The 25,806-nt window shown below is 58.0% G+C and carries 16 protein-coding genes; 5 read left to right on the plus strand and 11 right to left on the minus strand.

From position 1 onward, the window contains the following. Nucleotides 1–8: 8 nt before the first annotated feature. The 9 genes from ACR0NT_RS07505 to nadA form a co-directional block, all read right to left on the minus strand. On the minus strand, nucleotides 9–2,216 hold the full coding sequence (locus ACR0NT_RS07505; RefSeq protein WP_170674305.1) for a HEAT repeat domain-containing protein: 2,208 nt from the start codon (nucleotides 2,214–2,216) through the stop codon (nucleotides 9–11). A gap of 144 nt (nucleotides 2,217–2,360) precedes the next feature. After that, on the minus strand, nucleotides 2,361–5,042 hold the full coding sequence (locus ACR0NT_RS07510) for an arsenate reductase (azurin) large subunit (protein ID WP_170674307.1): 2,682 nt from the start codon (nucleotides 5,040–5,042) through the stop codon (nucleotides 2,361–2,363). Between the two features lie 14 nt (nucleotides 5,043–5,056). Further along, on the minus strand, nucleotides 5,057–5,626 hold the full coding sequence (locus ACR0NT_RS07515; protein ID WP_170447264.1) for an arsenate reductase (azurin) small subunit: 570 nt from the start codon (nucleotides 5,624–5,626) through the stop codon (nucleotides 5,057–5,059). Nucleotides 5,627–5,631: 5 nt separating this feature from the next. Next, the gene (locus ACR0NT_RS07520) at nucleotides 5,632–6,819 is read right to left on the minus strand and encodes a cytochrome c peroxidase (protein WP_170674309.1); all 1,188 of its coding nucleotides are present in this window, start codon (nucleotides 6,817–6,819) and stop codon (nucleotides 5,632–5,634) included. An 11-nt stretch (nucleotides 6,820–6,830) separates the two neighbouring features. Further along, nucleotides 6,831–7,934: a cytochrome c peroxidase gene (locus ACR0NT_RS07525; protein ID WP_170674478.1), complete on the minus strand. Its 1,104-nt coding sequence runs from the start codon at nucleotides 7,932–7,934 to the stop codon at nucleotides 6,831–6,833. A gap of 101 nt (nucleotides 7,935–8,035) precedes the next feature. Further along, complete coding sequence (locus tag ACR0NT_RS07530) at nucleotides 8,036–10,288, minus strand: ATP-binding protein (protein ID WP_170674311.1); 2,253 nt, start codon at nucleotides 10,286–10,288, stop codon at nucleotides 8,036–8,038. Nucleotides 10,289–10,373: 85 nt separating this feature from the next. Next, nucleotides 10,374–11,222, minus strand: coding sequence for a carboxylating nicotinate-nucleotide diphosphorylase (gene nadC, locus ACR0NT_RS07535; RefSeq protein ID WP_170674313.1), 849 nt, complete (start codon nucleotides 11,220–11,222; stop codon nucleotides 10,374–10,376). Continuing rightward, on the minus strand, nucleotides 11,219–12,784 hold the full coding sequence (locus ACR0NT_RS07540) for an L-aspartate oxidase (RefSeq protein ID WP_170674315.1): 1,566 nt from the start codon (nucleotides 12,782–12,784) through the stop codon (nucleotides 11,219–11,221). Before ACR0NT_RS07540 ends, nadC begins: the two co-directional genes overlap by 4 nt. A gap of 8 nt (nucleotides 12,785–12,792) precedes the next feature. Then, the gene (gene nadA / locus ACR0NT_RS07545; protein ID WP_170447274.1) at nucleotides 12,793–13,845 is read right to left on the minus strand and encodes a quinolinate synthase NadA; all 1,053 of its coding nucleotides are present in this window, start codon (nucleotides 13,843–13,845) and stop codon (nucleotides 12,793–12,795) included. 863 nt (nucleotides 13,846–14,708) lie between these two features. On the opposite strand from nadA, the gene ACR0NT_RS07550 reads away from it, so the two are divergent. The 5 genes from ACR0NT_RS07550 (at nucleotide 14,709) to ACR0NT_RS07570 (ending at nucleotide 21,260) form a co-directional block, all read left to right on the plus strand. Continuing rightward, entirely contained in the window at nucleotides 14,709–16,343 is a 1,635-nt protein-coding gene (locus ACR0NT_RS07550; RefSeq protein WP_170674316.1) for a hypothetical protein, read from the plus strand. Nucleotides 16,344–16,725: 382 nt separating this feature from the next. After that, nucleotides 16,726–17,799 (plus strand): hypothetical protein, encoded by a 1,074-nt coding sequence (locus ACR0NT_RS07555; protein ID WP_170447278.1) that lies wholly within the window; start codon nucleotides 16,726–16,728, stop codon nucleotides 17,797–17,799. 268 nt (nucleotides 17,800–18,067) lie between these two features. Next, nucleotides 18,068–20,302, plus strand: a complete 2,235-nt coding sequence (locus ACR0NT_RS07560; RefSeq protein ID WP_170674318.1) for a hypothetical protein — start codon at nucleotides 18,068–18,070, stop codon at nucleotides 20,300–20,302. A 31-nt stretch (nucleotides 20,303–20,333) separates the two neighbouring features. After that, the gene (locus tag ACR0NT_RS07565) at nucleotides 20,334–20,801 is read left to right on the plus strand and encodes a hypothetical protein (RefSeq protein ID WP_170674320.1); all 468 of its coding nucleotides are present in this window, start codon (nucleotides 20,334–20,336) and stop codon (nucleotides 20,799–20,801) included. Next, nucleotides 20,802–21,260: a hypothetical protein gene (locus ACR0NT_RS07570; RefSeq protein WP_170674322.1), complete on the plus strand. Its 459-nt coding sequence runs from the start codon at nucleotides 20,802–20,804 to the stop codon at nucleotides 21,258–21,260. Between the two features lie 660 nt (nucleotides 21,261–21,920). On the opposite strand, the gene ACR0NT_RS07575 is transcribed toward ACR0NT_RS07570, so the two are convergent. Continuing rightward, nucleotides 21,921–23,051, minus strand: a complete 1,131-nt coding sequence (locus tag ACR0NT_RS07575) for a hypothetical protein (RefSeq protein WP_170447288.1) — start codon at nucleotides 23,049–23,051, stop codon at nucleotides 21,921–21,923. Nucleotides 23,052–23,290: 239 nt separating this feature from the next. After that, the gene (gene gyrB, locus ACR0NT_RS07580) at nucleotides 23,291–25,708 is read right to left on the minus strand and encodes a DNA topoisomerase (ATP-hydrolyzing) subunit B (protein WP_170674325.1); all 2,418 of its coding nucleotides are present in this window, start codon (nucleotides 25,706–25,708) and stop codon (nucleotides 23,291–23,293) included. Nucleotides 25,709–25,806 lie beyond the last annotated feature (98 nt).

Raw genomic sequence — 25,806 nt, forward strand, 5'->3', positions numbered from 1 at the left:
TCCGGGGTTCACGCCGCCCGGGAGTCGGTCCCCAGCAGGTCGGCCAATGCACTGATCATCACCGGCCATTGGGCGCGGCGGTCTTCGTCGCGCAGTTCGGTCAGCAATTGGCGGCCAATGGACACCACCGCAGGCGCGCTGTCATTGACATAGGTCACGATTCGCTGTTCGGGGTTGGCCATCAGGAAGGGCACGATGGCGGCACCGGCCTGATCGGGCGCGGTTTCCGACAACAGCCGCATCGCCGCCTGACGCACGGGGGCCGAGACATCATCCAGCAGGCTGCGCGCGACATCCGGTGTGCCGTCCCAGCGGGTCAGAATGTGCATGGCATCGATGCGGAAGGCGGTATCGCCGGTTTTCACCATCGCCCGCAGCTTGCCGCGCAGGCTGTCCTGCGGCGGAAGATCGGCCTGTTGCAGCAGTTTCAGGGCCTGAAGCGAGAGGGACGAGTCGGTGTGCGACAGGCCCTTGGTGATCAGGTCCACCAGTTGATCCTGTTCCAGCTCCACACCGTTGCGGGTGACAGCGGCGGCCAGCGCCGAGAAACCCTGTTGCGCGATTTCGGTCTCAGAGTCCTGTGCAATCTGGGCCAGCATGATTTGCATCCCCGGCACCTCACCCAGCAGACGGATGGCGGATAGGCGGGTTTCCCGCTCCAGCGCTTCGGCATTGTCATCCAGAGCCACCCGGCGGCGTTTGGGGTGGCGGGTGGCCTTGGCCAGCAGCGCCTGTTCGCGGGGGGTCAGCGGTTGCACCTCATCCTCTTGCGCTTCCTGCGTCATTTCCGCCGCGATGGCGTCATGACCAAGGATCGCGCCGAGGCTTGAGGTGGGGCCGTTCTCGCCGCCGTCCGAGACATCCAGCCCGGCCTCTTCCAGCGCGGCGATGTCGGTTTGCGGGGTCTCTTCTTCGGGGGCTTCGTCGGCGGCCACGGGCATCGGGGCCAGCGCAAAGGACAGCAGCAATTCGCGGCCCTGCTGCTGGTTCACATGCGGGCGGTCGGCATCGGTGACGATCATCGCCAGAGACGCAACCGCCTTCAGCCGCACCGACCGGAACGGCGCGCGGCAGGCGCGTTGCAGCCATTCTGCCGCCTCGCGCAGGGGCGAGGTCGCCAGCGCATCGACGATGGCCCATTGGATACGCTCGGCTTTCAGATCGTCCGCATCGACAGAAAACAGAGCGTTCAGACGGTCGGTGACCAGTTCCGGGGCCAGTGCCGCCAGCAGGCCCAGCGCCTGAGCGGACACTTCGGGCTGTTGGCCGGTAGCGAGGAAATCCAGCACCTGCCAGCGCAGATCCTCCTGGTCCGTTATCGGCGTGTCGCGGTCCAGCCGATCCAGCAGTGCCAGTTGCACCTTGGCGCCGGGGTCGCGCATCATGCGGTCCAGCAGTTCGGGTTCCGAAAAGCCGGACTGGTTCAGGGCTGCGATACGGATGTCTTCGACCGCGTCAGTCAGCGCCTGTTCAACCAGCGCCGGGTCGTTCGGCATCAGCGCCTGATAGGCGATCATGCGTACGGCCCCGTCCTTGTCAGTGGTGGCTTTGCGCAGGATGGCTTCGGCCTCGGCCCCGCCGATGGTGGCCAGCGTGCGCAGGGCGCGGTGGCGCAGGCGGCGGTTCGAGGATTGGGTGAACACGCCCAGTGTCGGCACGGCGGGCTGGCCGATCCGGCCCAGCGCCTCACACGCCACATCGCCCAGTTCCTGCCCGTCTTCGTCCATCAGGGCCACGACGATGGGTTCAATCGCGGCCGCGTCGCCCATGCGACCCAGCGCCTTGATGGCGGCGACCTGCGTGTCCAACCAGTCGTCCCATTCGTCCTGGTGCAGCTCGTCTTCGTCCCACGTGATGCCCTCGCCGCGTCCGGTGACGAGGGTGCGCAGGTAAGGCGCGGCGTCTTCGGATTTCAACTCGGCCAGAGCGGTGACGCAGGCCAGTTTGACTTCGCCGCAGGGATCGTGGATCAGGTTTTCCAGCAGTTGCGGCGCGGCGTCCTGCACGCCCAGCGCACCCAGCGCTTGGGCCGCGTCCTGCCGGACGTCTTCGTCATCGTCCAGCAGCGCCTCGACCAAGGCCGGGCTGTTGGCGGCACCAATGGCGGTCAGGGCCTGAATGGCGCGCAAACGGATCACGTCATAGTCGGATTTCGCGTATTCGGAAAACAGGCCAGCGGCCTCATCGCGCAGGGCGGTATCAGATTTCAGTGTCATATCGGGTCTGCCATGTTTTGCGTTGGGACAGGTTGGGTGAAAGTGGAAGACAGGTTTCCCAACCGAAGCCTGCCTTCCATGTGGTCCCTTCTGCAGTGGGACCAGACCCGAGGGGCGGCATGGCGACCGCCCCCCGGAAAGACATCAGGCGATGTCGCGCGGTGCAAAGGACATCGTCCGGAACGAGGTCTTGTAGGGGCTCGGCCCCAGTTTGCGCAGCTTGGCAACGCCCATCTTGTAGTTGTAGTTGCCGCTGATCCAGTCGACGATCCGGCCCTCAAGCGCGTTCGCAGGCTGCTGCATGTGCAGGAAGTCCATGTAAACAACGCTTTTCTTGATGGCGGGCGTGACCATGGCCACGGCAGTGATCGCCGCTTTGGTCAGCTCGATATGCCCGTTCTCCATCAGTTTAGAGAACTGGAAGTCGTCGCCTTCCACACCCAGCAGCGTGGTCTTGTTGCCCGGAACGCGTTCCGAATAGACCATCACATAGTCGCCGCTTTCGATGCCACGCTCGGCCGCATCGTCGGGGTGAATTTCGACCCAGTTTTCCGGCCAGCGCTGCACGATATACGGGCGGCGGCGGTCGTCAAAGCCGGACTGCCAGCGTTCGTTGATCCGACCGGAGGTCGCCCAAAGCTCGCCTTCTTCCTTGTTGGGTTTCAGCCATTCCCAATAGTCCGAGAACAGGCCCCAAGGCGATTTCTGGATGTTGCACTTGCCGGTCTGGCTGTTGAAATGCGTCAGCTTCTTGTTGAACACATCCGCACCAGCTGCGCCTGTTTCGGGCAGTTCGCGGGTTGTGTCGTGCAGACGCTTGGTTTCAATCAGGGTGACGCCATCGGCATCCAGCATGACCGGGCATTGCACACCGTCGGTGCCAAACTCACGGACCTTCTGGTGCAGGGTCTTGCCCTCTTTCTTGGCCAGACGATGCACCGCGTGGAAGTCCTTGCGCGACCCGCGGGTAAAGCGCACGGCCTCTTCCGCGACCTCGTTCGAGTTCTGCCAATCGAACCCGTCAAAGCCCATCCGCTGTGCCAGTTGCGCGATGATCCACCAGTCAGGTTTCGCCGCACCGGGGGCATCATAGAACTTCTGGTACAGGCGCAGACGGCGTTCACCGTTGGCGCGCAGGAAGTCCTCTTCGCCCCAGGTCGCTGCGGGGAACACGATGTCGGCGTAGCGGTTGCCGATCGGGTCTTGCAGATAGATGTCCTGGTTGATCACCACCATACCGCCGCTGTCGGCGCGGGCCTTCAGCGTGTCGATCATCTCTTGCTTGTCGAAGCTGGCGATCTGGTGCGGGTTGCGGACGGTCAGTTCCTCGAACTTGTCAGCCAGTTGCTGGCTGCCGCACATGGACTGGATCCAGGTGGTGCCGATCACGTGGGCCATACGGGTATGGCCTGCGATCAGGTACCGGTCGGTATCCATGGCGCGGCGACGACGACCTGGCAGTTTCTCGGGCGATTTGTTGCGCGGGTATTTCCCGCCCTTCACGCCGCCCCGCTGGTGACCACCGGCCCGGCCAATGACCTGACCCGGACGACCGCCACAGCCACAGATGATGCCCAGAGCCGAGATCGCCTGTGTGTTGCCGGTGTTGTTGGACCAATAGAACCCTTTCTCGATCATGACCGAGGTTTTGGGCCGTGTGCCATCCGCTTTGGGTTTGGCCAGCCATTCGGCAGCAGTATAGATTTTCTGCACGTCGATTTCGGCCATGGCCGCTGCGTTCTCGGGCGAGAACTCGTCCTGCGACAGCAGCCACTCTTTCCAGTCTTCAAAGCCTTTGGTCTGGAACTTGCCCCAGGTCGTGCGCCACTGCCATGGCGTGTTCCGGGTGCCTTGACCGAAGCCCGAGGAGCTTTCCCACTTGTTGTTGACCCATTTCTTGATCCAGTCGCTGTCTTCCCAGCCATTTTCCACGATAACGCGGGCGATGGCGTTGACGACCAGCAGGTCAGTGCCGGGCAGAACGTCGATATGCAGGCCACCCATCTTCTCAGCATGGGCCACACCGGCAGAGCGGCGCGGGATCAGATAGATTTCTTTCTGCCCATTCTGCATCCCCTTCATCATCCACTGGGTATAGAGGATGGTCTTGGTCTCATACGGGTCGGTGCCGCAGACCAGAAGGGTTTCCGCATCCCGCCAGTCTTCGTAGGACGGGCCGAAGTTGTCGAAACCCGCATCCCGGAAACCGGGGGTCGAAGTCACGTCAGACGGCGTGTCGTGGAAGGTGAAGTTCGCGGTGTTGATATGGCGCAGCGCGTATTTCGAGATCGCATAGGTGTTCTCGATATACTGATAGCTGAAGGTCTTCACGCCATAAGCATTGGTGCCGTGCTTGGCGATGACGTGGTTGCCCACCTCAGCCGCCACATCCAGCGCCAGATCCCACGGAACCGGCATCAAGGTGCCATAGATCCGCATCAGCGGTGTCTTCAGACGGTCCCGCGTGGGCGTCTGCGGGTTATAGCATTTCTGCGCGATACACCCGCCCCGCAAGGAGCTATCGCCGTCGGTGTTGACGTATTGCGTGTCCTTGTCAGGGATGATCACCACATGGTGCGGCTGACCTTTGTGCAGAACGATATTGTGCTGGTTCGGTGCGACCCATGCACCCAAGGGTGCAACGGGGAAGTCCTCGCCAAATGCGTTTTCGTCCGCGGTGGGGCCGCCGGGTTTGGCCGTCACGGGCCAGCGGTAGACTTTGTAACCACAAGCCACGATGCAGTAGTCGCAGGCGGTCGAGATAACCTCGGCGCCTTTGGGCGGCAGCGGGACGTTGGTTTCGGGTACGTAATACGGGGTTGCCATGTTTCCGTTTCCCCTTATGCAATCAGGTTGTCGTAGCGGCCGTAGATCAGGCCGAACATGCCAACGGCGTAGATGTCATCACCGTCCAGTTCCAAAAGGACCTGCGGCAGCGACTGATAGGCCTGCCCCGAAACGAGGATGCCGTGCCGTGTCACGTCATAGGTGGACAGGTGCAGCGGGCATGGGCCCAGCACCTTGTGATCCGCTTTGTAGGTGTCGTAGAGCGATCCACCCTGATGCGTACAGGTCAGGTTGAACGCCACAACGTCCTTTTGCGGACCGATGCCGCCGCCGCTTTCCACGCCGGTTTTCACAAGGATCGAGTCCGAATAGTCGCCTTCATCCGGGTAGTAGAACTCGACCGGGACATCCTGTTCCAGTTCGGACAGTTTGCCGATCAGCTTGCGCGGATAGGTGGACACAAGGGCAGGCACTTGTTCGGCCTGACCGTGGCGGGTGGGCATCGCCACCATCACGGCAAAGGTCGTGGCACCGGAGGCGAACAGGAACTGGCGGCGGTTCACGGTGCAGGCCTTTTTGGCCTCGCCCGAACAGCTGCATCCGGTTGCGTTATGATCTTTCATGACGCTTACTCCTCTGCTGCAACCGCTGGAAGCGGCTGGTAATCCGGCAGATCAGGTTCTTCGATCAGAATCTCGTCGCCGGACAGGGATTTCAGGAAGGCCACCAGATCCGATTTCTCCTGGTCGTTCAGACCAAGGGGTTGGATCAGCTGGGATTTATTGGCTGCGAACTCATTCTCGCCACCGCCTTGGTTGTAGAATTCGACCACATCCTCAAGCGTCTCCAGCATGCCGTTATGCATGTAGGGTTCGGTATAGAGGGTGTAGCGCAGGCTTGGCGTGCGGAACTTGCCCTTGTCGGCCTTTTCCTTGGTGCGGAAATAGAAGCCGGGGTCGTCCTTGGTGTGGCGATACATCTCTTCGGTCGAGCCTTTGGCATAGAGCTCATACCGGAAGGTGACCTGCGCCAGACCATCGTCCTGCCAACCATCATAGGCGGGTACGCCGGTGTTGTAGTATTTCTCATCCGACAGCAGCGCGCCGTTGTGGCATTCGGAACATTGCGCCTTGCCGGTGAACAGTTCCAGCCCGCGTTTCTGTTCCTCGGTCAACGCCGCGTCATCCCCGCGCAGGTAGTTGTCGAAGGGCGTGTCGGTCTGAACGATGGTGCGTTCAAACGCGGCGATAGCCCGCCATGCGTTGCCGATGCGCGGCCACTGATCGCCGAAGACGTCGTTAAAGCGTTCGACATATTCGGGGACAAAGGCCAGTCGCGCCTCCATCATGTCGGATTCACCGTTGCCGGCAACCGCACCGCCTGCGGCGGATTTGGCCTGGCTCTCAAGGCTCTTGGACGAGCCCGCCCAGAACAGCTTTCCGTAATAAGCCGAGTTCACAACCGTCTGACTGTTGCGCCAGTGGGTTGTGCCCGGATAGCCGAACGAGATCGGTGCTTCGACGTCCCAGCCCACATCCGGCATGTGACAGGCCGAACAGGGGGTCGACGGGTTGCCGCCCAGACGCGGATCGAAGAACAGCATCTTGCCCAGTTCGATCTTGGCCTCGGTCTGGGGGTTGTCCAGCGGAATTGGGGGCTCACCCAGCGCCACCAGCGGCGCATCGGGGTCGGGGTCTGCCCCGCCGATGCCGGCCTCAATCTCCATGCTGGTTTCTGCAAAGGCGTGCGAACCAAGGGCGGCAACCAGAGCAGCGGTGGCGATTGTACCTGAAAGGTAAGACTTAAGGTCTTTCATGGGTCCACTCCTCAGTTTGTCGCGTCTTGCCAGTTTTCGATCGGCGCATAGTCCGTATCGATGTCCTCGGCGACGAAGTCGGGGCCGGTCAGCGGCTCACCGGACAGCGCCTTGAGGAAGGCCACCAGTTGCGCTTGCTCGGTCTCGGAAAGGTTCAGTGGCTTGATGCGCGGATCCTTGTTTTCATCGTCACCGCCACCGGCGTTATAGAAGGCCACCACATCTTCGAGCGTCGCAATCGAGCCGTTGTGCATATACGGCGCGGTATAGGTCAGCTCGCGCAGCGTGGGGGTCATGAAGGTACCGAACGTGTCGGCAGTGTGCGTGCGGATATACGCTCCGGGATCGGCGCGCAGGTTCATGTAGTTCTCGACGCCGAGGAACTTCATCATGGTCACGAAAGTGATGTGCCGTTCCGGGTCCGCCCAGATGTCCGGGTTGTCGCCGACGCCGATATTATGCGGCAGGTCATCGGTGAACCGTTCGCCCGAATGGCACGAGTTACAGCCGCTGGCGTTGAACAGCTCATAGCCCGCCTTGGCCTCGTCGGACATCTCGCCGGTGTCGAAGGGCGCACCACGCGAAATCAGGGTTTTCAGATACTCCGGGATCGCGTTGCGCACGCCGCCGTTCGAGGGCTCGCCAAATCCGGCGGCTTCGAACATCTCGACATAGACCGGGTCCTGCTTGATGCGTTCCTGCATCAGACGCATGTCCATGTTCATGGAATAGGTCTCGGTGATGCTTTCGCGGGTCACATCATTAAGGTTGGTACCTATCCGCCCGTCATGGAACCAGGCCGCGCGCTTGGCGCTGTTGATCAGCGTCGGCACGTTGCGGAAATGCAGGCTGCCTGCGTAGGCGTCCGACAGGGCCTGCCCGTCGGTAAAGCCCAATTCCGGCTGGTGGCAGCTGGCGCAGGACAGCTCGGTATCGCCGGACAGTCGCGGATCAAAAAACAAACGTTTGCCAAGCGCCGCCTTGGCAGGGTCGAACTCAATGGCTTCTACCGGGCCCGGCTGGTCCGCCTGGGCCTGGTGAACCGGGTACGCAGCACAGATCGTCAGCAATGATACTGTCGACAGCGCCGAGAACCATGTTCTGGCTTTGGTCATCATCTGAAAGCCCCTTTTTTCGCTATTCCGGTCATTCGGTTGGCCGAAGACCGGCTGAGCTAACCTTAGGGGGCAGTTGTTTCGTGGTGATTTGATCCAGGTTAAGGTCTGTGAAGAGATGTTAAGTTTTGTTTCAAATTCCCGTGTATCGACCCGCGGATGATCCGCGCAAGGTCCTGTACCTCAACCGGTTTTTGAACACGGATCGTTGAATCAGCCGCATCCGGAGTATCCGCGTCATCGAAATAGCTGCTGACCAGAATCGTCGGCATCCCGGAGCGCAGGGACCGCGCCGCGCCGATCAGGTCGGTGCCTTTCAGGCCGGGCATCATCAGATCCGTGACGATGACATCATAGCTGTCCGGTGCTGCGCGGAATGCCTCCAATGCCCGCTGCGGATCGGAATAGGCCTCGACCCGATAGCCATAGCGGGTCAGCAGCCGGCGCGTGACATACAGAACATTTTCGTCATCATCGACCAGCAGCACATGTTCATCCCCTGTCACCGCGCGCAGCTCGGCCTGCTGCTCGGGGCTGAGCGCGGGCATCATCGGGTAAAACAGGCTGAACCGGGTGCCCATTCCGGGCTCCGAGTGCAGCTCGACCCGGCCGTGGGATTCCTCGACGCTGTTATGCACGATGGTCAGCCCCAGACCGGTGCCCTTGCCCACCGGTTTGGTCGAGAAGAACGGCTCGAACACTTTTTGCTGCACCTCGTCGCTCATCCCCGGCCCGGTGTCTGAGACGTCCAGACGGATCACGCCGACCGCCTCGTCCGGCTTGTCATCCAGTGCGTCGTCCTCTGCCCGGCTGATCCGCAGGACCACCTCGCCCGGCTTGTCCCCCATCGCCTCGAACGCGTTGTGGCACAGGTTCAGCAGGGTCTGGAAAAACAAGGTGGTGTCGAAATCCGAAAAGGCCGCGTCGATCTCAATGTCAAAGCGGGTCTCAATGCTGGGCGGGGCCGAGACCTTGATCAGTTCCAGCGCTTCTTGCGTGGCTTTGACCAGATCGCCGCGCTGTGGGTTGCGGGGGCGCTGGCGAGCAAAGGTCAGCATCTTGCGCACCAGCGCCTGTGCCCGCCGTGCCGCGATGCGGATATGACTGACCGAGGTCTGGACGTCCTCGTTCCCGTCAGCATCCAGTTCGATCAGATCGGCATTGCCGATGACGCTCATCAGCACATTGTTGAAATCATGGGCGACCGAGCCTGCAAGGATGCTGACCGCCTCCATCTTCTGCACCTGGGCGAACTGTTCACGGGTGCGACGGGTCTCGGTGATATCTTCGCCGATGCCTATGTAATGGGTGACAGAACCGTTCTGATCCACCAGCGGAAAAATCGCCGTCGAGACCCAGTAATGGGCGCCATCCTTGCGCAGGTTCCGGAACACGCCGTACCAGCTTTGGCCCCGTTTCAGCCGGTCCTTCAGGTCCTTGTAGACGCCCTGCCCGGAATATCCCGATTGCAGCATTTTGGGCGTATGGCCATAGACCTCATCCGCCGTGTACCCGCTGAGGTCAAAGAACTTGCGATTGGCGTATTCGATATTCAGGTCGGTATCGGTGATCAGGATCGAGGTCGGGCTTTGTTCGACCGCACGGGCCAGTTTCCGTTCGGCCAGTTCGACCTGTTCGCGCAGGGTCAGTTCCGCTTTCAGACGCCTGTTGGTGCGCAGGATGTTGGTGATCAGCAAGGTGGTCAGGATAGCGATCACACCGACAAGAATAATCAGCCCCACCAGCAGAACCGAGAAGTTGCGCACCAGCCGCTCGCCATCCGAAAACGCCCGTACCATGCCCGAGAGGCTACGGTCCCGCTCTTCGACCCACAGGGTTTCCAGCGTTGCCAAAGCCGCCAGCGCGCCGCTGTCATCGACCCGGACGCGGGTATCGATCTGTTCGGCGGTCTGGCCTGCGGCGATACCCTCTTCGATCAAGGGGATGTTGCCGGTATATTCCAATGCAACGTCTTCGATCTGCCGCAAGGCGTCTAATTCCACCTGCGATGGGTCCGAGTTGCGATAGGCCTGAATCGTTCCCAGCAAGCGGGCCGATTGCTGGCGCAGGATCGGGCCGTAATCCGGGTCCTGCCGCAGCACATAGTTCTTGAAATTGTGGATCAGACCGCCATAGCCGAAATCCGCACGGATGTCGGAAATCCAGTAGCCGCGCGGCGTGGTTTCGACCGAGTAGCTATGCCAGGCCTGCCGCATCTCGCCAATGCGGTTGCCGGTTTCGCGCGACATATACAGAAACACCGACAGGATGGTCACCAGCGCGATGCCAATTGCAAAGGCCACGGCAAGCGACCGCCTTGGATAACCCTCGACCACTTCGGGAACGTCCTTCATGCCTGCATCCTGACCTGAACATCTTTCAGGCCTAGGGTGTGTCACGTTTTGCAGGCGCGCGCCACTTTTGTTCGGGCTGAAACGCCTAGAAGTCCAGCCCGATATCAATGGTGCGGTAAGAATGGGTCAGCGCCCCGGACGAGATGTAATCCACCCCGGTCGCGGCAACGGCGGCCACCGTGTCGCGGCTGATATTGCCCGAGGCTTCGGTCACGATCCGGCCATCCACCAGCGCAACCGCCTGTTTCAGGGTCTCGGGCGGCATGTTGTCCAGCAGCACCACGTCCGCGCCGCCGACCTCAAGCACTTCGGCCAGTTGGTCTAGTGTGTCCACTTCGATCTCGACCTTCATCATGTGCGAAGCGCGAGCCTTGGTGGCCTCGAGCACCGCCCGCACGCCCCCGGCGGCGGCGATGTGATTATCCTTGATCAGGATCGCGTCGGACAACGAGAAACGGTGATTGAAACCACCGCCATGCAGCACCGCCTGTTTTTCGACAATGCGCAGGCCGGGCGTGGTCTTGCGGGTGCAGGTGATCCGCGCCTTGGTGCCTTCGATCTCAGCCACCAGCGCCGCCGTTGCGGTCGCCACACCGGTCATACGCCCGGCAAAGTTCAGCGCCACCCGCTCGCCCGACAGGATCGAGGCGGCGCTGCCTTTGATCTCCATCAGTGTATCACCCTTGGAGCACCGCTGGCCGTCCCTGATATGTGTCGTGACCTGCAGCGCGGGATCGACCAGCCGGAATGCCAGCGCGGCAATCTGCATGCCAGATACCACCGCATCCTCGCGCGCGTTCAGCCGGGCGTTATAAGTCGCATCCGCCGGGATCACGGTCAGGGTGGTGATGTCGCCATTGGCGCCCAGATCCTCCATCAGCGCCGCGCGCACCATGGGTTCAAGGATCATGTCGGGCAAAGCCGGATAGGTCATGCTGCATCCTTTGCAATGCGGTCCCGCAGGGCCAGTGCCTCGGTCAGGGTCAGGGCCGAGCGTTGGCCGGGGCCGGGAATAAGGTCCGGGAAATCGGATCGGTAATGCGCGCCGCGGCTTTCCTCGCGCAGCAGCGCGGCGGCGGCGATCAGGGTGGCGGTGGCGGTCATGTTGAGGAACACTTCGGACCCTGCGTGCGCGGCCTCAAGCGCTGCGATCTGCGTCAGGGCACGGCGCAGGCCGGTTTCGTCGCGCACCACGCCGACATGTTCGGTCATGGTGCGGCGCAGGGTGGCCACATCCTGATCCAACGCGGTGTCGTCGCCGGAGGTCAGGTGGACATTCACCTCGGGCGCCGCCTGCGTGGTCATCTCATCTGCAATGTCCCGCGCGCAAGAGCGGGCAAAAACCAGCGCCTCGAGCAATCCGTTCGAGGCCAAGCGGTTCGCGCCATGCAACCCGGTCGAGGCCGCCTCGCCACAGACCCAAAGCCCCGTCAGAGAACTGCGCCCTGCCAGATCGGTTTCGACCCCGCCCATGTGATAATGCGCCGAGGCGGTCACCGGAATCGGGTCGCACGCGGGGTCGACACCATTACGCAGGCAGGCCTCGGTCACGGCGGGGAATTGCGTGGCGATCTCTACCCCGATGGCTTGGCGCGTGTCCAAAGCGGGGCATTTGCCCGCCTGCGCCTGCTGGTAGACGGCGCGCGCAACCGTATCACGTGGGGCCAGTTCGGCATCGGGGTGGATGTCGGACATGAAGCGGTGGCCATCACGGTCGATCAGAATAGCGCCTTCACCGCGCAGCGCCTCAGTTGCCAATGGCGTCGGGTCTTCACCCACATCGATTGCGGTGGGATGAAATTGAACAAACTCGGCATCGGCGATCCGCGCACCGGCACGGGCGGCCATGCCGATCCCCTGCCCCCGGACACGCGCCGGGTTGGTGGTCTGGGCATAGAGGCCAGACGACCCGCCGGTGGCCAGAACATGCGCCGCACCGCGCAACAGAACGGTTGGCGCGGTGGCCGTGTCCGCATGGGTCAGGAAAACGCCGGTAACCTGGGTGCCATCACTTTCCAGCCCAACAGCCTGTGCACCTTCGATCACCTGAACCGAGGGCGTCTGGCGCAACTCCTCGATCAGCGCACGCATGATCTCGGACCCGGCCTGATCGCCCTTGACCCGTACCACCCGCGCCGCCGAATGCGCGGCCTCGCGCGATTGCACAAATCCACCGTCGGCGGTGCGGTCGAACCCTGTGCCAAGGTCGGACAAATCATAGATATGTTCCGGCGCGGCTCGGGTGACAAACTCGGCCACCTCGCGCAGGGCCGACCCGGCGCCAGCACGCATGGTGTCCTCGGCATGGGCTTGGGGGCTGTCCGTGCGCGCCATCGCTGCCGCGACACCGCCCTGCGCCCAAGCCGAGCTTGCCCCGGACCCCAACGGTTCGGGCGAAATCATCACAACCGGGCAAGGGGCCAGTTTCAGCGCGGTGTAAACCGCCGCCAGCCCGGCGCCGATGATGACCACACGCGGCGTGTCAACGGTTTGCATGTCGTCGATCAAATACCCAGTTTACGCGACAGGTCGATCATGCGTTGCACCGACAGGCGCGCCTTGTCTGCCACGTCCGCGTCCACCTCGACCTGTCCGGTCATGGTATCCAGCGCGAATAGCACCTTTTCGAGCGTGATCTTCTTCATGTAAGGGCACATGTTGCAGGGGCCGACAAATTCGACCTCGGGCAACTGATCGGCGATGTTCGACGCCATCGAACATTCGGTGATCAGCAACGCCTTTTCCGGCTTTTCATCGGTGACGTATTTGATGATACCGCTGGTCGAACCCGAGAAATCGGCCTCGGCCACAACATCCGGCGTACATTCGGGATGCGCAATGAGCCGCGTGCCCGGGTTCCATTCGCGGAAATCGCGCAGGTCGCGGGCCGAGTACTGCTCGTGCACGATGCAGGACCCTTCCCACCAGACCACGTTCTTCTGCGGCACGTCGCGGGCCACGTTCTGCGCCAGATACTGGTCCGGGGTCATGATGACCGTGTCGCTGTCTTGCGCGGCCACGATCTGCGCCGCGTTGGACGAGGTGCAGCAGATGTCGGAGGCCGCTTTGACCTCGGCTGTCGTGTTCACGTAGGACACCACCGGCGCGCCGGGATAACGGCGGCGCATTTCATCGACGCCCTCGGCAGTGATCGATTCCGCCAGCGAGCACCCGGCCTCCATATCCGGCATCAACACCGTTTTCTGGGGGCTGAGAATCTTGGACGTCTCGGCCATGAAATGCACGCCGCATTGCACGATCACATCCGCCTCGACCTCGGTCGCCTTGATCGCCAGTTGCAGGCTGTCGCCGCCAAAATCGGAAATGCCGTGGTAAATTTCGGGCGTCATATAGTTATGGCCCAGAATGACCGCGTTCCGCTCGGCCTTCAGATCATTGATCGCCTTCACATAAGGCGCGTAGATCGCCCAATCCACGGGCGAGACCACGCGGGACATGCGGTCGTAGATATCGCTCATGCTTGCGGCAAGCTCGGGCGACGGGGCCAGATCATATTTTTTGGAGAGATGCGCGCGCTGCGCGGGTAGGTCGAACACGGGACTGTTTTTCTGCCTGATGAACTCGTGGCGTTGTTCATATGAGGTTTGTGGCGGATTTACCACCGTTCAGATCAGAAGAATGTTCCGATATTACCTGCATCGGCGGAAATACAGCGCCCAACCGCACGACTTTCGGGCCTCACCCCGGACATCCCGCAGCGGCACGCACGATCACTGCGGCCACCTCAAGAATTGACCGGCAGGGCGTATCCTGCCGGGGTTTCATAGATTTCGACCGGGTAAGAAACCGAACCGCAGCCCCGCACCACAAGGTGCAGATCTGCCGTTCATAGCTTTGACTTCAACTCAAAGGAAAACCCATGCCCGCACATGCGCCCCTTTGCGCCACTCACACCGGGTGTAGGTGCGCTCAAAACGCTACGCCAGCATCACTGATTTTATTTTGGAAAATTTGGGGATACCGCCCAAAAGTTTGCGCGGCACCAAACACTCGCTCTACTATAGGCGGTATCCACGAGGTTCAGTCAACTTAAGGCCCATATTTTCAATTTGGAGCGCGTCATTTCCGGCAATAATCAACCTTCTTCGAAAAACGCAATCTATTCGCACTCGTGCAGTAGTGCTAAAAATTTAAATTCAGCGGCAGTAGCGTAAGCTCATTGAAAGGCGTTTCATGCGGCTTTTTCGCCGACTCGGTAGGCGCGTAGGTGGTCGCTCATCGTGGCGGGTTGCAACGCGGCGCCAATTTTCTCTCAACAGTGCTTGGTTTCAAATTTGAACATTTTGGGTGGAGATGCGTTTTGCAGCAAACAAAACCTAGCGCAGACCTTGGTGTCACACCTGTATAGAAAATCGGGCCATTGTGGTAATCTCTTCCCTTATACTTGGGGGATACCACTATGGAATATTATGACCTCGGGACTTATAGCCGGAAAATTACGACATCATCGGATGAAGCTCAGCTTTGGTGTGACCGGGGCTTGGCATGGACCTACGCGTACAACCACGAAGAAGCGATTGTGTGCTTTCAAAAAGCAGTGGCTGCCGATCCAGATTGCGCAATGGCGTACTGGGGCATCGCGTATTGTATTGGACCGAATTACAACAAGCCATGGGAAACATTCGAAGAAGACGAGAAGCCTGACTGTATCACCTTGGCAAAGGACTCAATTCTTGCTGCCACGTCATTAAAGGACCGGCTGACACCAGTTGAACGTGCGCTCATCGAAGCAATTCCAGCGCGTTACCCGGACTCATCTGATATCGAAGATTTCAGCCCCTGGAATGATGCCTTCGCCGATGCGATGCGAAAGGTTCACGCCGAGTTCAGTGAGGACTTGGACGTGTGTGCGATCCTGGCCGAGTCGCTCATGAACCGGACGCCTTGGCAGCTTTGGGACCTGCCGACCGGAAAGCCCGCCGAGGGCGCCGATACGCTCGAGGCTATTTCCGTGCTCGAAAGCGCGTTCGACACACTTCCCGGAGCATGGGCGCACGCGGGGCTATTGCACATGTACATTCACCTGATGGAAATGTCGCCCCACCCCGAGCGGGCGCTCCGTCACGGCGATGTGCTCAGCACACTGGTGCCCGAGGCCGGGCATTTGCTGCACATGCCGACCCACATCGACGTATTGTGTGGAGACTACATGAACGTAGTGCTGCGCAATCACCAAGCCATATTGGCGGATCGGAAGTTTCTGAGGCGCGAAGGGCCCGACAACTTCTATTCCGTCTATCGGTGCCACAACTATCACTTCAAAATCTACGGAGCGATGTTCTTGGGGCAGCCTTCAGCGGCAATCGAGGCAGCCGAAGAACTGATCGACACCTTGCCGTCAGACACTCTTCGACCGATGGCTGACTGGTTTGAGGGCTTCATTCCTATGAAGCAGCATGTGCTGATCAGGTTTGGACGCTGGCAAGATATTCTCGATCAGAATCTGCCAGAGGATGAAGAGCTATACAGCGTGACCATCGCTATGATGCGATATGCAAGGACGGTTGCCCTGGCCAACCTGCATAAGGTCGCCGACGCCGAGAATGAAAAATCCAAATTCTATGATGCTCTGGCTAGAGTTCCGGAAACCCGAATGCTGTTCAACAACACATGCCAGGACATTCTGAAGGTCGCCGAGCAAATGATGCTGGGTGAGCTGGCCTATCACAAAGGAGAGCACGAAACGGCCTTTGACCATCTGCGAAAGTCTGTCGAGATCGACGATAACCTCCCCTACGACGAGCCCTGGGGATGGATGCAACCCACCCGTCATGCACTGGGCGCACTTCTTCTTGAACAGGGCCATATGGAAGAAGCTGAAGCCGTTTACCGCGCAGACCTTGGTCTGGATGCTACGCTTAGCCGGGCCTGTCAGCATCCGGGCAACGTCTGGAGCCTGCATGGCCTGCACGAATGTCTCACCCGACGTGGCGAAACGGTCGAAGCTGCCCACATCAACTTGCAACTGGACAAGGCCGCCGCGCGCGCCGAGGTGCCAATCAAGGCATCCTGCTATTGCAGGCAGAACTCATAACATTGGAACGTTGAGTTTATTGGGGGATTCAGTGCGCTGTCTCTTGGCCCTTTTGCTTTGTCGATGGCAGCAGATGGTTTGTTTAGAGGTCAGATAAGAATTCATTTTTCGATTATCGGTCGCTCCAGCCAGCCGCGATTGTTCTTCAGCGCAATCGCATTAGTATTGCTTATAAAAATTGCAGAAGTGTTCAAGTTCAGCGTTGCCCGGCGTTTTATGCTGAAACCGACTTGAAACGAATATTCCATCAAGGAAATGGCATTTTTTGCACAAAGGCATCCTCGCACTTGAAAGGACATTCTCCGAAGCCGGGCTTGCCTGAACTCAGGTCGAGTGAGATCGTTACATCGAAAAAGTTGTTTTTGGTGTCAGGGGGTCATTTATGCATGTCGCATCTCACAGGATCATCGTGTTGGCATGGCTGGCAATTGTTGTGGTCGCTTCACCAACCTCGGCCCAGAACGCCAATCAAGCCCGCGCTACAATGGACTATCTGAGCGACCTCGTTCAACGAGCGGAAGCTGGAGGAACCAACCTAGTTCTTAGCAGAAGCGTGCCTGTGTCAGTAACGCTGCTTTCGATCGGCGGCATACCCGTGGTTGCCTACCGAAAAGAGAATAACTGGAAATACGGAGATTTTCTGGCTTCCACGTTTGATTGCTCGGCACCGGGCGTGCTTCGAATGACCTTTGTTGTAAATCCATATGGGACTGACGACGTGCCTGAATTTATCAAGTCGGGGTACGTTTCAGATGTGGAACTCATTTCCAGCTCAATCGGTCTGGATACAGTTTTGCCAGACGGAGCAACGATACTCGGGGCCGTCCCGACACTGGATGAGGCGAATGGTCCATCAACGATGTTCAGAATTTCGGTTGAAGTACCCTCAAACGGTAAGGTCGCATCCAGCCTTGGGCCGACCGGAAACCTACAAGTGATACTCAAAGAAGGTGAGAAGTACTTAAGGCTCGGCGGTGGGGCAAACCTGAGTGGATACGAAGCAGATTTGCGACCACTTCTTCAACACTGCGCTATGAGCGATCCGAACTACGAACCGCCGCCACCTAGTGTTGCGGAAGTTGCTAATGGTCAACCCATCGGCCTCCAGCCTACTTCTGAACAGCTGCAACTCGCCCTGTCCAAGTATTATGGGCTTTCAGTGGGCGTTTACAGCTTACTCCTAGGCGCCGAGAATGCGGGATTTGAATACGAGGACTTCAAGCTGCATGACTGCTTTGTGGCAAAAGACGGCCTCGTGTTCTGCCAGTTCTCTGGCCGAATGCTCTTCGGCGACAAGAGGCTGGCGCCCCTTACCGCGTTCTTAAATACTATGATAACTCTCACGGGTCCGCGATGGGTATCAGTACAAGTGGATGGCTCCAATTGGCGAGTGACTCAAGATTACCGGTCATGCAGCGTTGGGACGGATAGCATCTATTGTGATTGGTACGAGTAGAGGGCACCGCGTGGCCAATACGATCCACTTTTCACCAGGACAGTATGGTGCTTCTGTGGAACCTATTTTTGCCATCACTTGATGCGAATCGTACCTCATCTTAACCTTCGTCCTATTGTTCTGGGACATTTGACTAGGCCGAAGACATTGCGAAAAATTGTCTATTCGCATCGGAACCAATGAACCGATTTGACCTAGTTCTTTAAGCTAGATGCACCCCCAGAAAATCGTGGATCTGGCAGTTAGTTGGCGGTTTTGGGGGGTAAAAGTGCTTAGCGCAACTGGTTCCACATTGATTTCTACAGTGATCGCAATATCCGCGTTTGCGCTTTTTGTAGGTGCGCGCTCTGAGGCGTTGGCAGAGGGTTTTCCGAACGAAAACGCTACATGTCTTGAACAATTTATGGCACCAGACTTCGATAGCCCCTCGTCGAGCATCAGCTCAGAAATGGATCGCGAGTCCCTTTCAGAGTTCCAGTTTGGCATGCCCTTATCAGAACACTTTTACAGCAAGGAAAATGATACCGTATTGCTGGGTCCCGGGGAGGAAGCCGTCATCTCTGCCGGAGATGGCAACGATACAATTTTCGTCGTCAACCCTTCACCACATGGCAATGCTCTCGGAGAGAACGGGAGCGATACGATCCATGTCTGCTCTCTTGTCAGCACGATCAACCTAATTGGAGCAAGTGGCGGCGAAATGGCTCCGGATTCCGTTCCCGACTTGATCGTCATTCATCCCAGCGCCTTCACTTCGGCAGAGGCAATTGGAACCAATCAAGTCAATCTGGGTGGTCGTCCAATTGAAATCTACGGCGCAAGGATAATGATCTCCGGCTTTGACGCCCGTTCGGATCGTATCATTCTCCGGTCGCCAACGTCGGTTGCACCGAAGATAGTAGAAGACTCATCGTGGAGAACACTCGTTCAAGCCGGTCCAATTCAGCTTGATATCCAGATAACCGATGAGACCGCACCGCATCCGACCACAGGTATCAAAACAGAGGTGGTGCAATCAGACCCACCGGGAACTCTGGAATTGTTGGCCGTGGTTGCAGAGCAGACAGTCCGGCAACGCGAAGATCATGGCGCTATGGTCCATAAATCTGATGAACATGCCGAGCACGGACATGATGATCATCACGATGGCGACCACGCCGCGGATCCGTCTGTTTACCGGAAAATCGGGCTGGAGATCAGCAGGAATGGGACATGCGCGTCGATCCGGCAATTTAGTGAACGTGATACCGCCGAAGTCGATCCAACGCCTGAAAGCCATGACACGCGGGAAAGCACCTGGCTGGATGGCGATGATCAGATCGTTCATGTCGGCGATGGGCAGGGGCACGAATTGCTGGCTGGCGGCGGCGAGGACCAGTTGTGGCTTTACGACGTTGCACCAGATAGTTCCTTGATTGCTGGCCGTGGTTCGGATCTCGTTGTGCTGTGTTCGGTCGAAGATATCGATGCGGGTATTTCTCTTGGGAATGGGGATGCCGCAATGGACGAAGATCCGGATACGCTTGTTATTGCAGAAGGCGTTCTGGCTGACATTCCTGAGGGATTTTTTCGACGGGTTTCCGTTTCAGAGTTTCAACCGGAAACGGATCGCCTGATATTGCCGCCCGCACCCTTTACACCAGTGGTCGAGCCGTCGGCCGGTGGGTACAGCACCGATGTTACATACGGTCCTTTGCTGGTCAGGCTGCACCACGGGAACGTGCCGGATTCGTCTGTATTGAAGGCGGCAGTTCAAACCGGCGTTTTGCCGCCGGAACCGTTACTGAACGATATAGAGGTTCGCAAAGCAGCGACACAAGTTGTTCCGGCGGAAAAACTTGCCTTTCCGGAACAAAGTTGGTCAAACGCCAGAACACTCGCCGGAACAACACCGGATAGCACGCCCCCATCGCTTGTATGTGACGAATCCAGCTTACCGGCCAGCCGCGCGAGCCCGGAAAACCTGCCAAATCTGGATGAGCATACTGCCTTGCAGGTTCGATATGGCGGCCAGGATGAAACTGTCATCTTAAAGTCGATAGATGAAGATTCCGAACACGGTATCCTTTCGCACAGCTCAATTGATTTGGGTGCTGGCAACGATACAGCCTATGTCTTCACCGGCAATGGATCGGTCACTCTTGGACCAGGCAACGACGTTGCAATCCTTTGCCAACTTGACGGGCTATCGATTGAATTCATAGCCGCGCCAGACGGCGTGCCCGATATCGTCACTATTGATTCAGGGGTATTCCTGACGCCGGTGATCACAGGGTTGAAGCGGCGCATCGCGTTTTCAGGGTTTGGAGATTCAAATGACCGGCTGATTTTGCGTGTGCCAGAGGGTGCTCGGATAGAATGGGTGGCGAACGTACTGAATGTGACGGTGGGCGGTCACCTCACAACGATCAGCCCCAGTTGGCATCCGATGCACACTGCCCCGGACCAAAAGCTGGACGAAAACAAAATAATCGTCTGGCCGGTCAGCCGTACTTTGGAGTGACACGTTTCTGGTTTTGTCAGGAGAATTAAAGATGACTCGGATCGCAACCCTTCAAACTTTCCTTTTTTGCGCGACAGTAATTTTACCCGTTCCGGCTCTGGCCAATTGGACTTATTCACCAAGTGGCGGCCCCGCCGGCTCGGCTTCCGTGGCGGGGTCTGATGGCTCGACCTTAATTGTAGACTGTGGCAACAGCGGAGAGATTGGAATAGTTGTCCAACCGGACATTCGACCCAGTTCCATGCGTCAGGCTAACAGCGGTTTCCTTGGATTTGTAATAGACGGCAACCCGGTGTCTCGCATCAACGTCCCTGTTTCGTGTGAAGCCAATCAATGCTCAACAGGGGGACGCCCTGGTGTTCTTCCTCTCGTAAGAGCGCTGCAAGCAGGATCAACTGCGCAGATCTGGTGGGAAGATTGGGATCTTGGCGTTTATTCTTTGGCCGGTTCTTCTGCTGCCATTGGAAAGATCAAAGCAGCGGGTTGTCCGGGGTTTTAAATGGGATACCAAACTTGTGAGATTTGTCATGGTTCCGGTCTTAACGGCACGTGCAATAGATGCGCCGGGTTAGGTAGTTATTGGGTTCAGGATCCACCTCCAAGGACTGGTGACAAAGTAGAAACTACAAAAGAAGAAACTGCACCGGCAAAACTTGATGCAATAGAGCAGCTTTTTGAACGCCTTTACCTTAGAATTCCAAAAACCGTTTACCTTTTGTTGGCTCTCATTGGGGCTATCTCATTTTGCCTACTGGGAGCCGATACAGGCGCCCAAAACGGAACAGAACAATTACTGGTTTTGGCGGCAATGGGTTCTGCTTTCGGTTACTTCACAATTCCCGCAATATTTTTCGCTTTCCGACTTGGTTACTTTGTCCTGAAGATAATTGCCGTTTGCGCTATCATCTATCTTCTGTGGGTGTACGTCATTCAGCCCTTGATGGAAGGGAAGCTGTAGCGGAAGTGAGCAGAGTTCGTAGATTCATACTGAGATCGGCGTTTTTTTGGCAAAGTCGCCTCGATTTCGCTTCAATAGGAAAGAAATTATTGGATGAATTGATCCGTCAGCGCAGTCAGCATTACATAATAGGAGGGGCGCCCGCTTTAGTTTGCAAAGTACGCTTTCTGCGCAGAGCTGACCTTAGTGCGCGGTGAAACATATTGTACTTTAGGCTTAGGGCTGGCGCTAACGGAATATACGCGACTGGCCGATGTTCGGACGCAGCGGGTGATTGGGCGCCGAGGGCGTAAACGCTTCACAATCGCGACTTATGTTAAATCTCGAAATCCCGGCTTTCTGCCACAAAACCGGTGCGAACTTCCGACAGTTTCAGGAAAACGAATGTTTCTTCCGGTGACGTCTTGAAGGACGATGCCCGCAGTATCACTATTAGACTAAGTGTCCTTAATCCAAGACTTGTTCATTGTTTTCACTCCCTGATTGGCTGCGTTCCAAGCCAAAGCAGCTCACCGAAGCAAATCAAAAGCCCGCAAGCGAGCTTGATGCCGAACCGGTTGCGAAGGTCATCGAAGAAGCTGAGCAGGTTTCACGCGACCACGAACTCGTAATTGGACAGCGTGTCTCAGTGGTGTTCTATTCGGATGGCGTGGGCGAGCACTAGGCGGCCTCAGACAGCAGCGAAGCCAAATCACTGAATTTTACCAGGTGTCCTCGCATCGTCTTACCTTCCATTTGCGCGCCATGTGTCTCAATCCCTTTGCTCTCAAAATCAGACAGGAGCTTTCGGGACGTCGTTCCTCTTGACCTAGCCAGTGTAGCTACGGGCATGTACTCGCTTTGAAAGATTGCAAGCTGCTGTGGTCTGACCAAGAAAGCCTCGCTTGGACCATGCGGAACCTTGCGAGATCCGAGCAGGCCCAGCTTGCACCAATGTGTCACCGCTTGAGCCTTCCAACCTGTTAACTTCGCGATATCATTTGCAGTCCAGTCCAACGAGTGCCGTTCAGAGCGCAGAACGTTTTCGACGTCTGATTTCTGGAACCTGAAATCACCGAGTTTGACATCCTGATCTTCCAATGCAGCAGCAACAGAACCGTCACAGATCAGATGAATGAGTTTCTTTAGCGCCATCTTGTCGGTTGTTCGTTTAAGCGTAAGCTCTTTGAACAAAACTGCCTCTCCCGAAATATCGGTGGCCGTCGCTCTAATCTTACGGACAAAATCCTCCACAGAATTCGAGTGAAACTGGCCATCCACGAGTGGTGGCCGCTCTGAAGCTAAAATTTCACCAACCACACCAAGTTCTTTGAGAAATTGGAATTGAGTACGTCCAACTCCCAGGTAGTCACATGTTTCTGCCGCGCTCCAGAAGCGCCGTCGATCTGCCGCAATGTTAATAACTTCGAATTTGGGAACGACTGTTTGACTATGCCCAAATCCACGTTGACTGATCTTACCGGCGATCTCTTTTTTCTGGACTGACGCAACGAGGCGCTGTGCAGAAATCCCGAGTTGTCGCGCGGCTTCCGTTGCGGGCAACCATTCTCTCGATGAATTAGAAGCCAATTGACCCGGATGGAAGCCATTGAATTCTCTCTCAATCACGCGAGCTACCGCATCCTTAAACACATCGTATTCGGGTTCCCGAAACCGCATTAGGCGCTGATACCAATTGCCAAGCCGCTCCGGAGCGGAAGTGGCTTCAGGATCACCTTCATGCAGCAGCTTCTTCACATAGCCTTCGAAACCGTGCGGCCAGTTTGCCAAAAGTGGTTCGACCGGCGCCATTAGTCGAACCGCGTCTTCAACGGTCTTCGGAATTTTCGTTTTTCCGAACTTGCCTGTACGGCTGGCTTGAAACCCAGATGCTAAGAAATGAACGAACTTACTGACGTTGCTCGGGGGTCTGGTTCCGGCTTCGGCATGTAGGATCAATGGACCGGTGCCTGAGATTGCGGATGCAATATCGCATTCGTGTTTTGAAGCTTGATAGCGCGGCAATTTATCAAGGGGAAACCCACACCGGGCTAGAAATCCAGATTCTCGACGCTCAGTGCATTTTGCTGGATGAACTCGCGGCGTGGTTCGACCACGTCGCCCATCAGCTTGGTGAACAGATCATCCGCCTCGACCATATCGTCCACGCGTACCTGCAGCAGCGTGCGGGCGTCCGGGTCCAGCGTTGTTTCCCACAACTGATCCGGATTCATCTCGCCCAAACCTTTATACCGCTGCAAAGACAGGCCTTTTTCACCCTCATCCAGAATGGCGCGCAGCAGGTCCAGCGGGCCGTGGATCACTTGGCTGCGATCACGACGGACCAGTGTGGCGGGAGAGTTGTAGACCTCTTGCAGGCTTTGCGTAAAGCTGCCGGTCTTGCGCGCCTCACCGGAACGCAGCATCGGGCCGTCCAGTGTGCGCACCTCTTCGACGCCGCGCAGGATACGGGCCAGGCGGATACCGTGATCCTGCGTGATCCGGCCTTGCCAGCCACGCTCATATTCCAGCGCGATCAGGTCCAGACGGGCGGCGACCTTGTCGGCCACGCCTTGCAGGTCAGCATCGACCGCACCCGGCACAAATGCACCTGCGACCGCAGCCTGTTCCAGAATGTGACGCGGATAATGAGTTGGGAAAGCATCCAGCACGCGTTTCAATTGCCGCGCTTCATCCACCACGCGGGTCAGGTCCTGCCCGGTGATCTCTTCGCCCGAGCCCAATTTCAGTACCGCGCCCTCTACGCCCTGGTTGATCAGGTAGTCATCCAACGCCGCCTGGTCCTTCAGATAAACCTCTGATTTGCCACGCGAAACTTTGTAGAGCGGCGGCTGTGCGATATAAAGGTATCCGCCCTCGATCAGTTCCGGCATCTGCCGATAGAAGAAGGTCAGCAGCAGCGTCCGGATATGTGCGCCATCCACGTCCGCATCGGTCATGATAACGATCTTGTGGTAGCGCAGCTTTTCGATATTGAACTCATCGCGGCCAATGCCGGTGCCCAGCGCCATCACCAGGTTGCCGATCTCCTGAGACGACAGCATCCGGTCAAACCGCGCGCGCTCCACGTTCAGGATTTTCCCGCGCAAAGGCAGAACAGCCTGAGTCAGACGATCGCGACCTGTTTGGGCAGAGCCACCGGCCGAGTCACCCTCAACCAGGAAGACTTCGGTCTTGGACGGGTCTTTTTCAGAGCAATCCTTCAACTTACCGGCCAGATAGTTCACATCCATCGCGGTCTTACGGCGGGTCAGTTCGCGCGCCTTTCGGGCGGCCTCACGGGCCAGCGCGGCCTCGATGATCTTGCCAACGATCCCCTTGGCCTCGTTCGGGTTTTCCTCGAACCACTCGGCGAGCTTTTCGTTCATCAGGCCTTCGACCGCCGGGCGCACCTCGGAGGAAACCAGTTTGTCTTTGGTCTGGGACGAGAATTTCGGGTCAGGCACTTTCACCGACAGCACACAGGTCAGACCTTCGCGCGCGTCATCGCCGGTGAAGCTGACCTTTTCCTTCTTCGCAATCCCGCTGGACTGCGCATAGTTGTTGATCGTCCGGGTCAGAGCACCACGGAAACCGGCCACGTGCGTCCCGCCATCACGCTGAGGGATGTTGTTGGTGAAGGGCAGCACCGTCTCGTGATAGCTGTCATTCCACCACATGGCGATTTCAACGCCGATATCGTCGCGCTCACCCTTGATATAGATCGGTTCGGGCATCGCCGGGGTCTTGGACCGGTCAAGGTATTTGACGAATTCCTTAACGCCGCCCTCATAGAACAGCTCGGTTTCCAGCCGCTCAGCGGGGCGTTCATCAATCAGGATGATCCGCACACCCGAATTCAGGAAGGCCAGTTCGCGCAGGCGCTTTTCCAGCGTTTCAAAGGAATATTCCAGATTCGAGAACGTATCGGTCGAGGCCAGAAAGCGTACCTCGGTTCCGGTGCGGTCACCGCATTCTCCGACCACTTTCAGATGCTCGGCCGTCTCGCCGCCTTCAAACCGCGCAACATGTTCCTTGCCCGCACGCCAGATGCGCAATTCCAGCCAATCCGACAACGCGTTCACGACCGAGACACCCACACCGTGCAGACCGCCCGACACCTTGTACGAGTTGCTGTCGAACTTACCACCCGCGTGCAGCTGGGTCATGATGACCTCGGCAGCCGAGACACCCTCTTCGGGGTGAATGTCCACCGGAATTCCGCGGCCGTTGTCGCTGACCGAGACGCTGGAATCGGCGTGAATCTTCACGGTCACATGGTCGGCATGACCGGCCAGCGCCTCGTCAATTCCGTTGTCGACAACCTCGTACACCATATGGTGCAGACCCGAGCCATCGTCCGTGTCACCGATATACATACCGGGACGCTTGCGAACCGCCTCTAAGCCTTTGAGAACTTTTATGGAATCAGCGCCGTATTCCTGTGGTGCCTGTGCGTCTTCGGACATGCCGTTAGTACCTATATTATTTTGGTAACTTATACGTTTTCTGGTGGGGATTGTCACGCGGTCCCCCAACATTTTGTGGTCCTGGTCGGCTTTATTTA

It is taken from the genome of Ruegeria sp. AB10 (assembly GCF_056542745.1).

Coding starts and splice junctions, on each gene's coding strand:
- ACR0NT_RS07505 (WP_170674305.1), bottom strand. CDS start 2,216: ATGACACTGAAATCTGATACCGCCCTGCGCGATGAGGCCGCTGGCCTG.
- ACR0NT_RS07510 (WP_170674307.1), bottom strand. CDS start 5,042: ATGGCAACCCCGTATTACGTACCCGAAACCAACGTCCCGCTGCCGCCC.
- ACR0NT_RS07515 (WP_170447264.1), bottom strand. CDS start 5,626: ATGAAAGATCATAACGCAACCGGATGCAGCTGTTCGGGCGAGGCCAAA.
- ACR0NT_RS07520 (WP_170674309.1), bottom strand. CDS start 6,819: ATGAAAGACCTTAAGTCTTACCTTTCAGGTACAATCGCCACCGCTGCT.
- ACR0NT_RS07525 (WP_170674478.1), bottom strand. CDS start 7,934: ATGACCAAAGCCAGAACATGGTTCTCGGCGCTGTCGACAGTATCATTG.
- ACR0NT_RS07530 (WP_170674311.1), bottom strand. CDS start 10,288: ATGAAGGACGTTCCCGAAGTGGTCGAGGGTTATCCAAGGCGGTCGCTT.
- nadC (WP_170674313.1), bottom strand. CDS start 11,222: ATGACCTATCCGGCTTTGCCCGACATGATCCTTGAACCCATGGTGCGC.
- ACR0NT_RS07540 (WP_170674315.1), bottom strand. CDS start 12,784: ATGCAAACCGTTGACACGCCGCGTGTGGTCATCATCGGCGCCGGGCTG.
- ACR0NT_RS07550 (WP_170674316.1), top strand. CDS start 14,709: ATGGAATATTATGACCTCGGGACTTATAGCCGGAAAATTACGACATCA.
- ACR0NT_RS07555 (WP_170447278.1), top strand. CDS start 16,726: ATGCATGTCGCATCTCACAGGATCATCGTGTTGGCATGGCTGGCAATT.
- ACR0NT_RS07565 (WP_170674320.1), top strand. CDS start 20,334: ATGACTCGGATCGCAACCCTTCAAACTTTCCTTTTTTGCGCGACAGTA.
- ACR0NT_RS07570 (WP_170674322.1), top strand. CDS start 20,802: ATGGGATACCAAACTTGTGAGATTTGTCATGGTTCCGGTCTTAACGGC.
- ACR0NT_RS07575 (WP_170447288.1), bottom strand. CDS start 23,051: ATGGCGCCGGTCGAACCACTTTTGGCAAACTGGCCGCACGGTTTCGAA.
- gyrB (WP_170674325.1), bottom strand. CDS start 25,708: ATGTCCGAAGACGCACAGGCACCACAGGAATACGGCGCTGATTCCATA.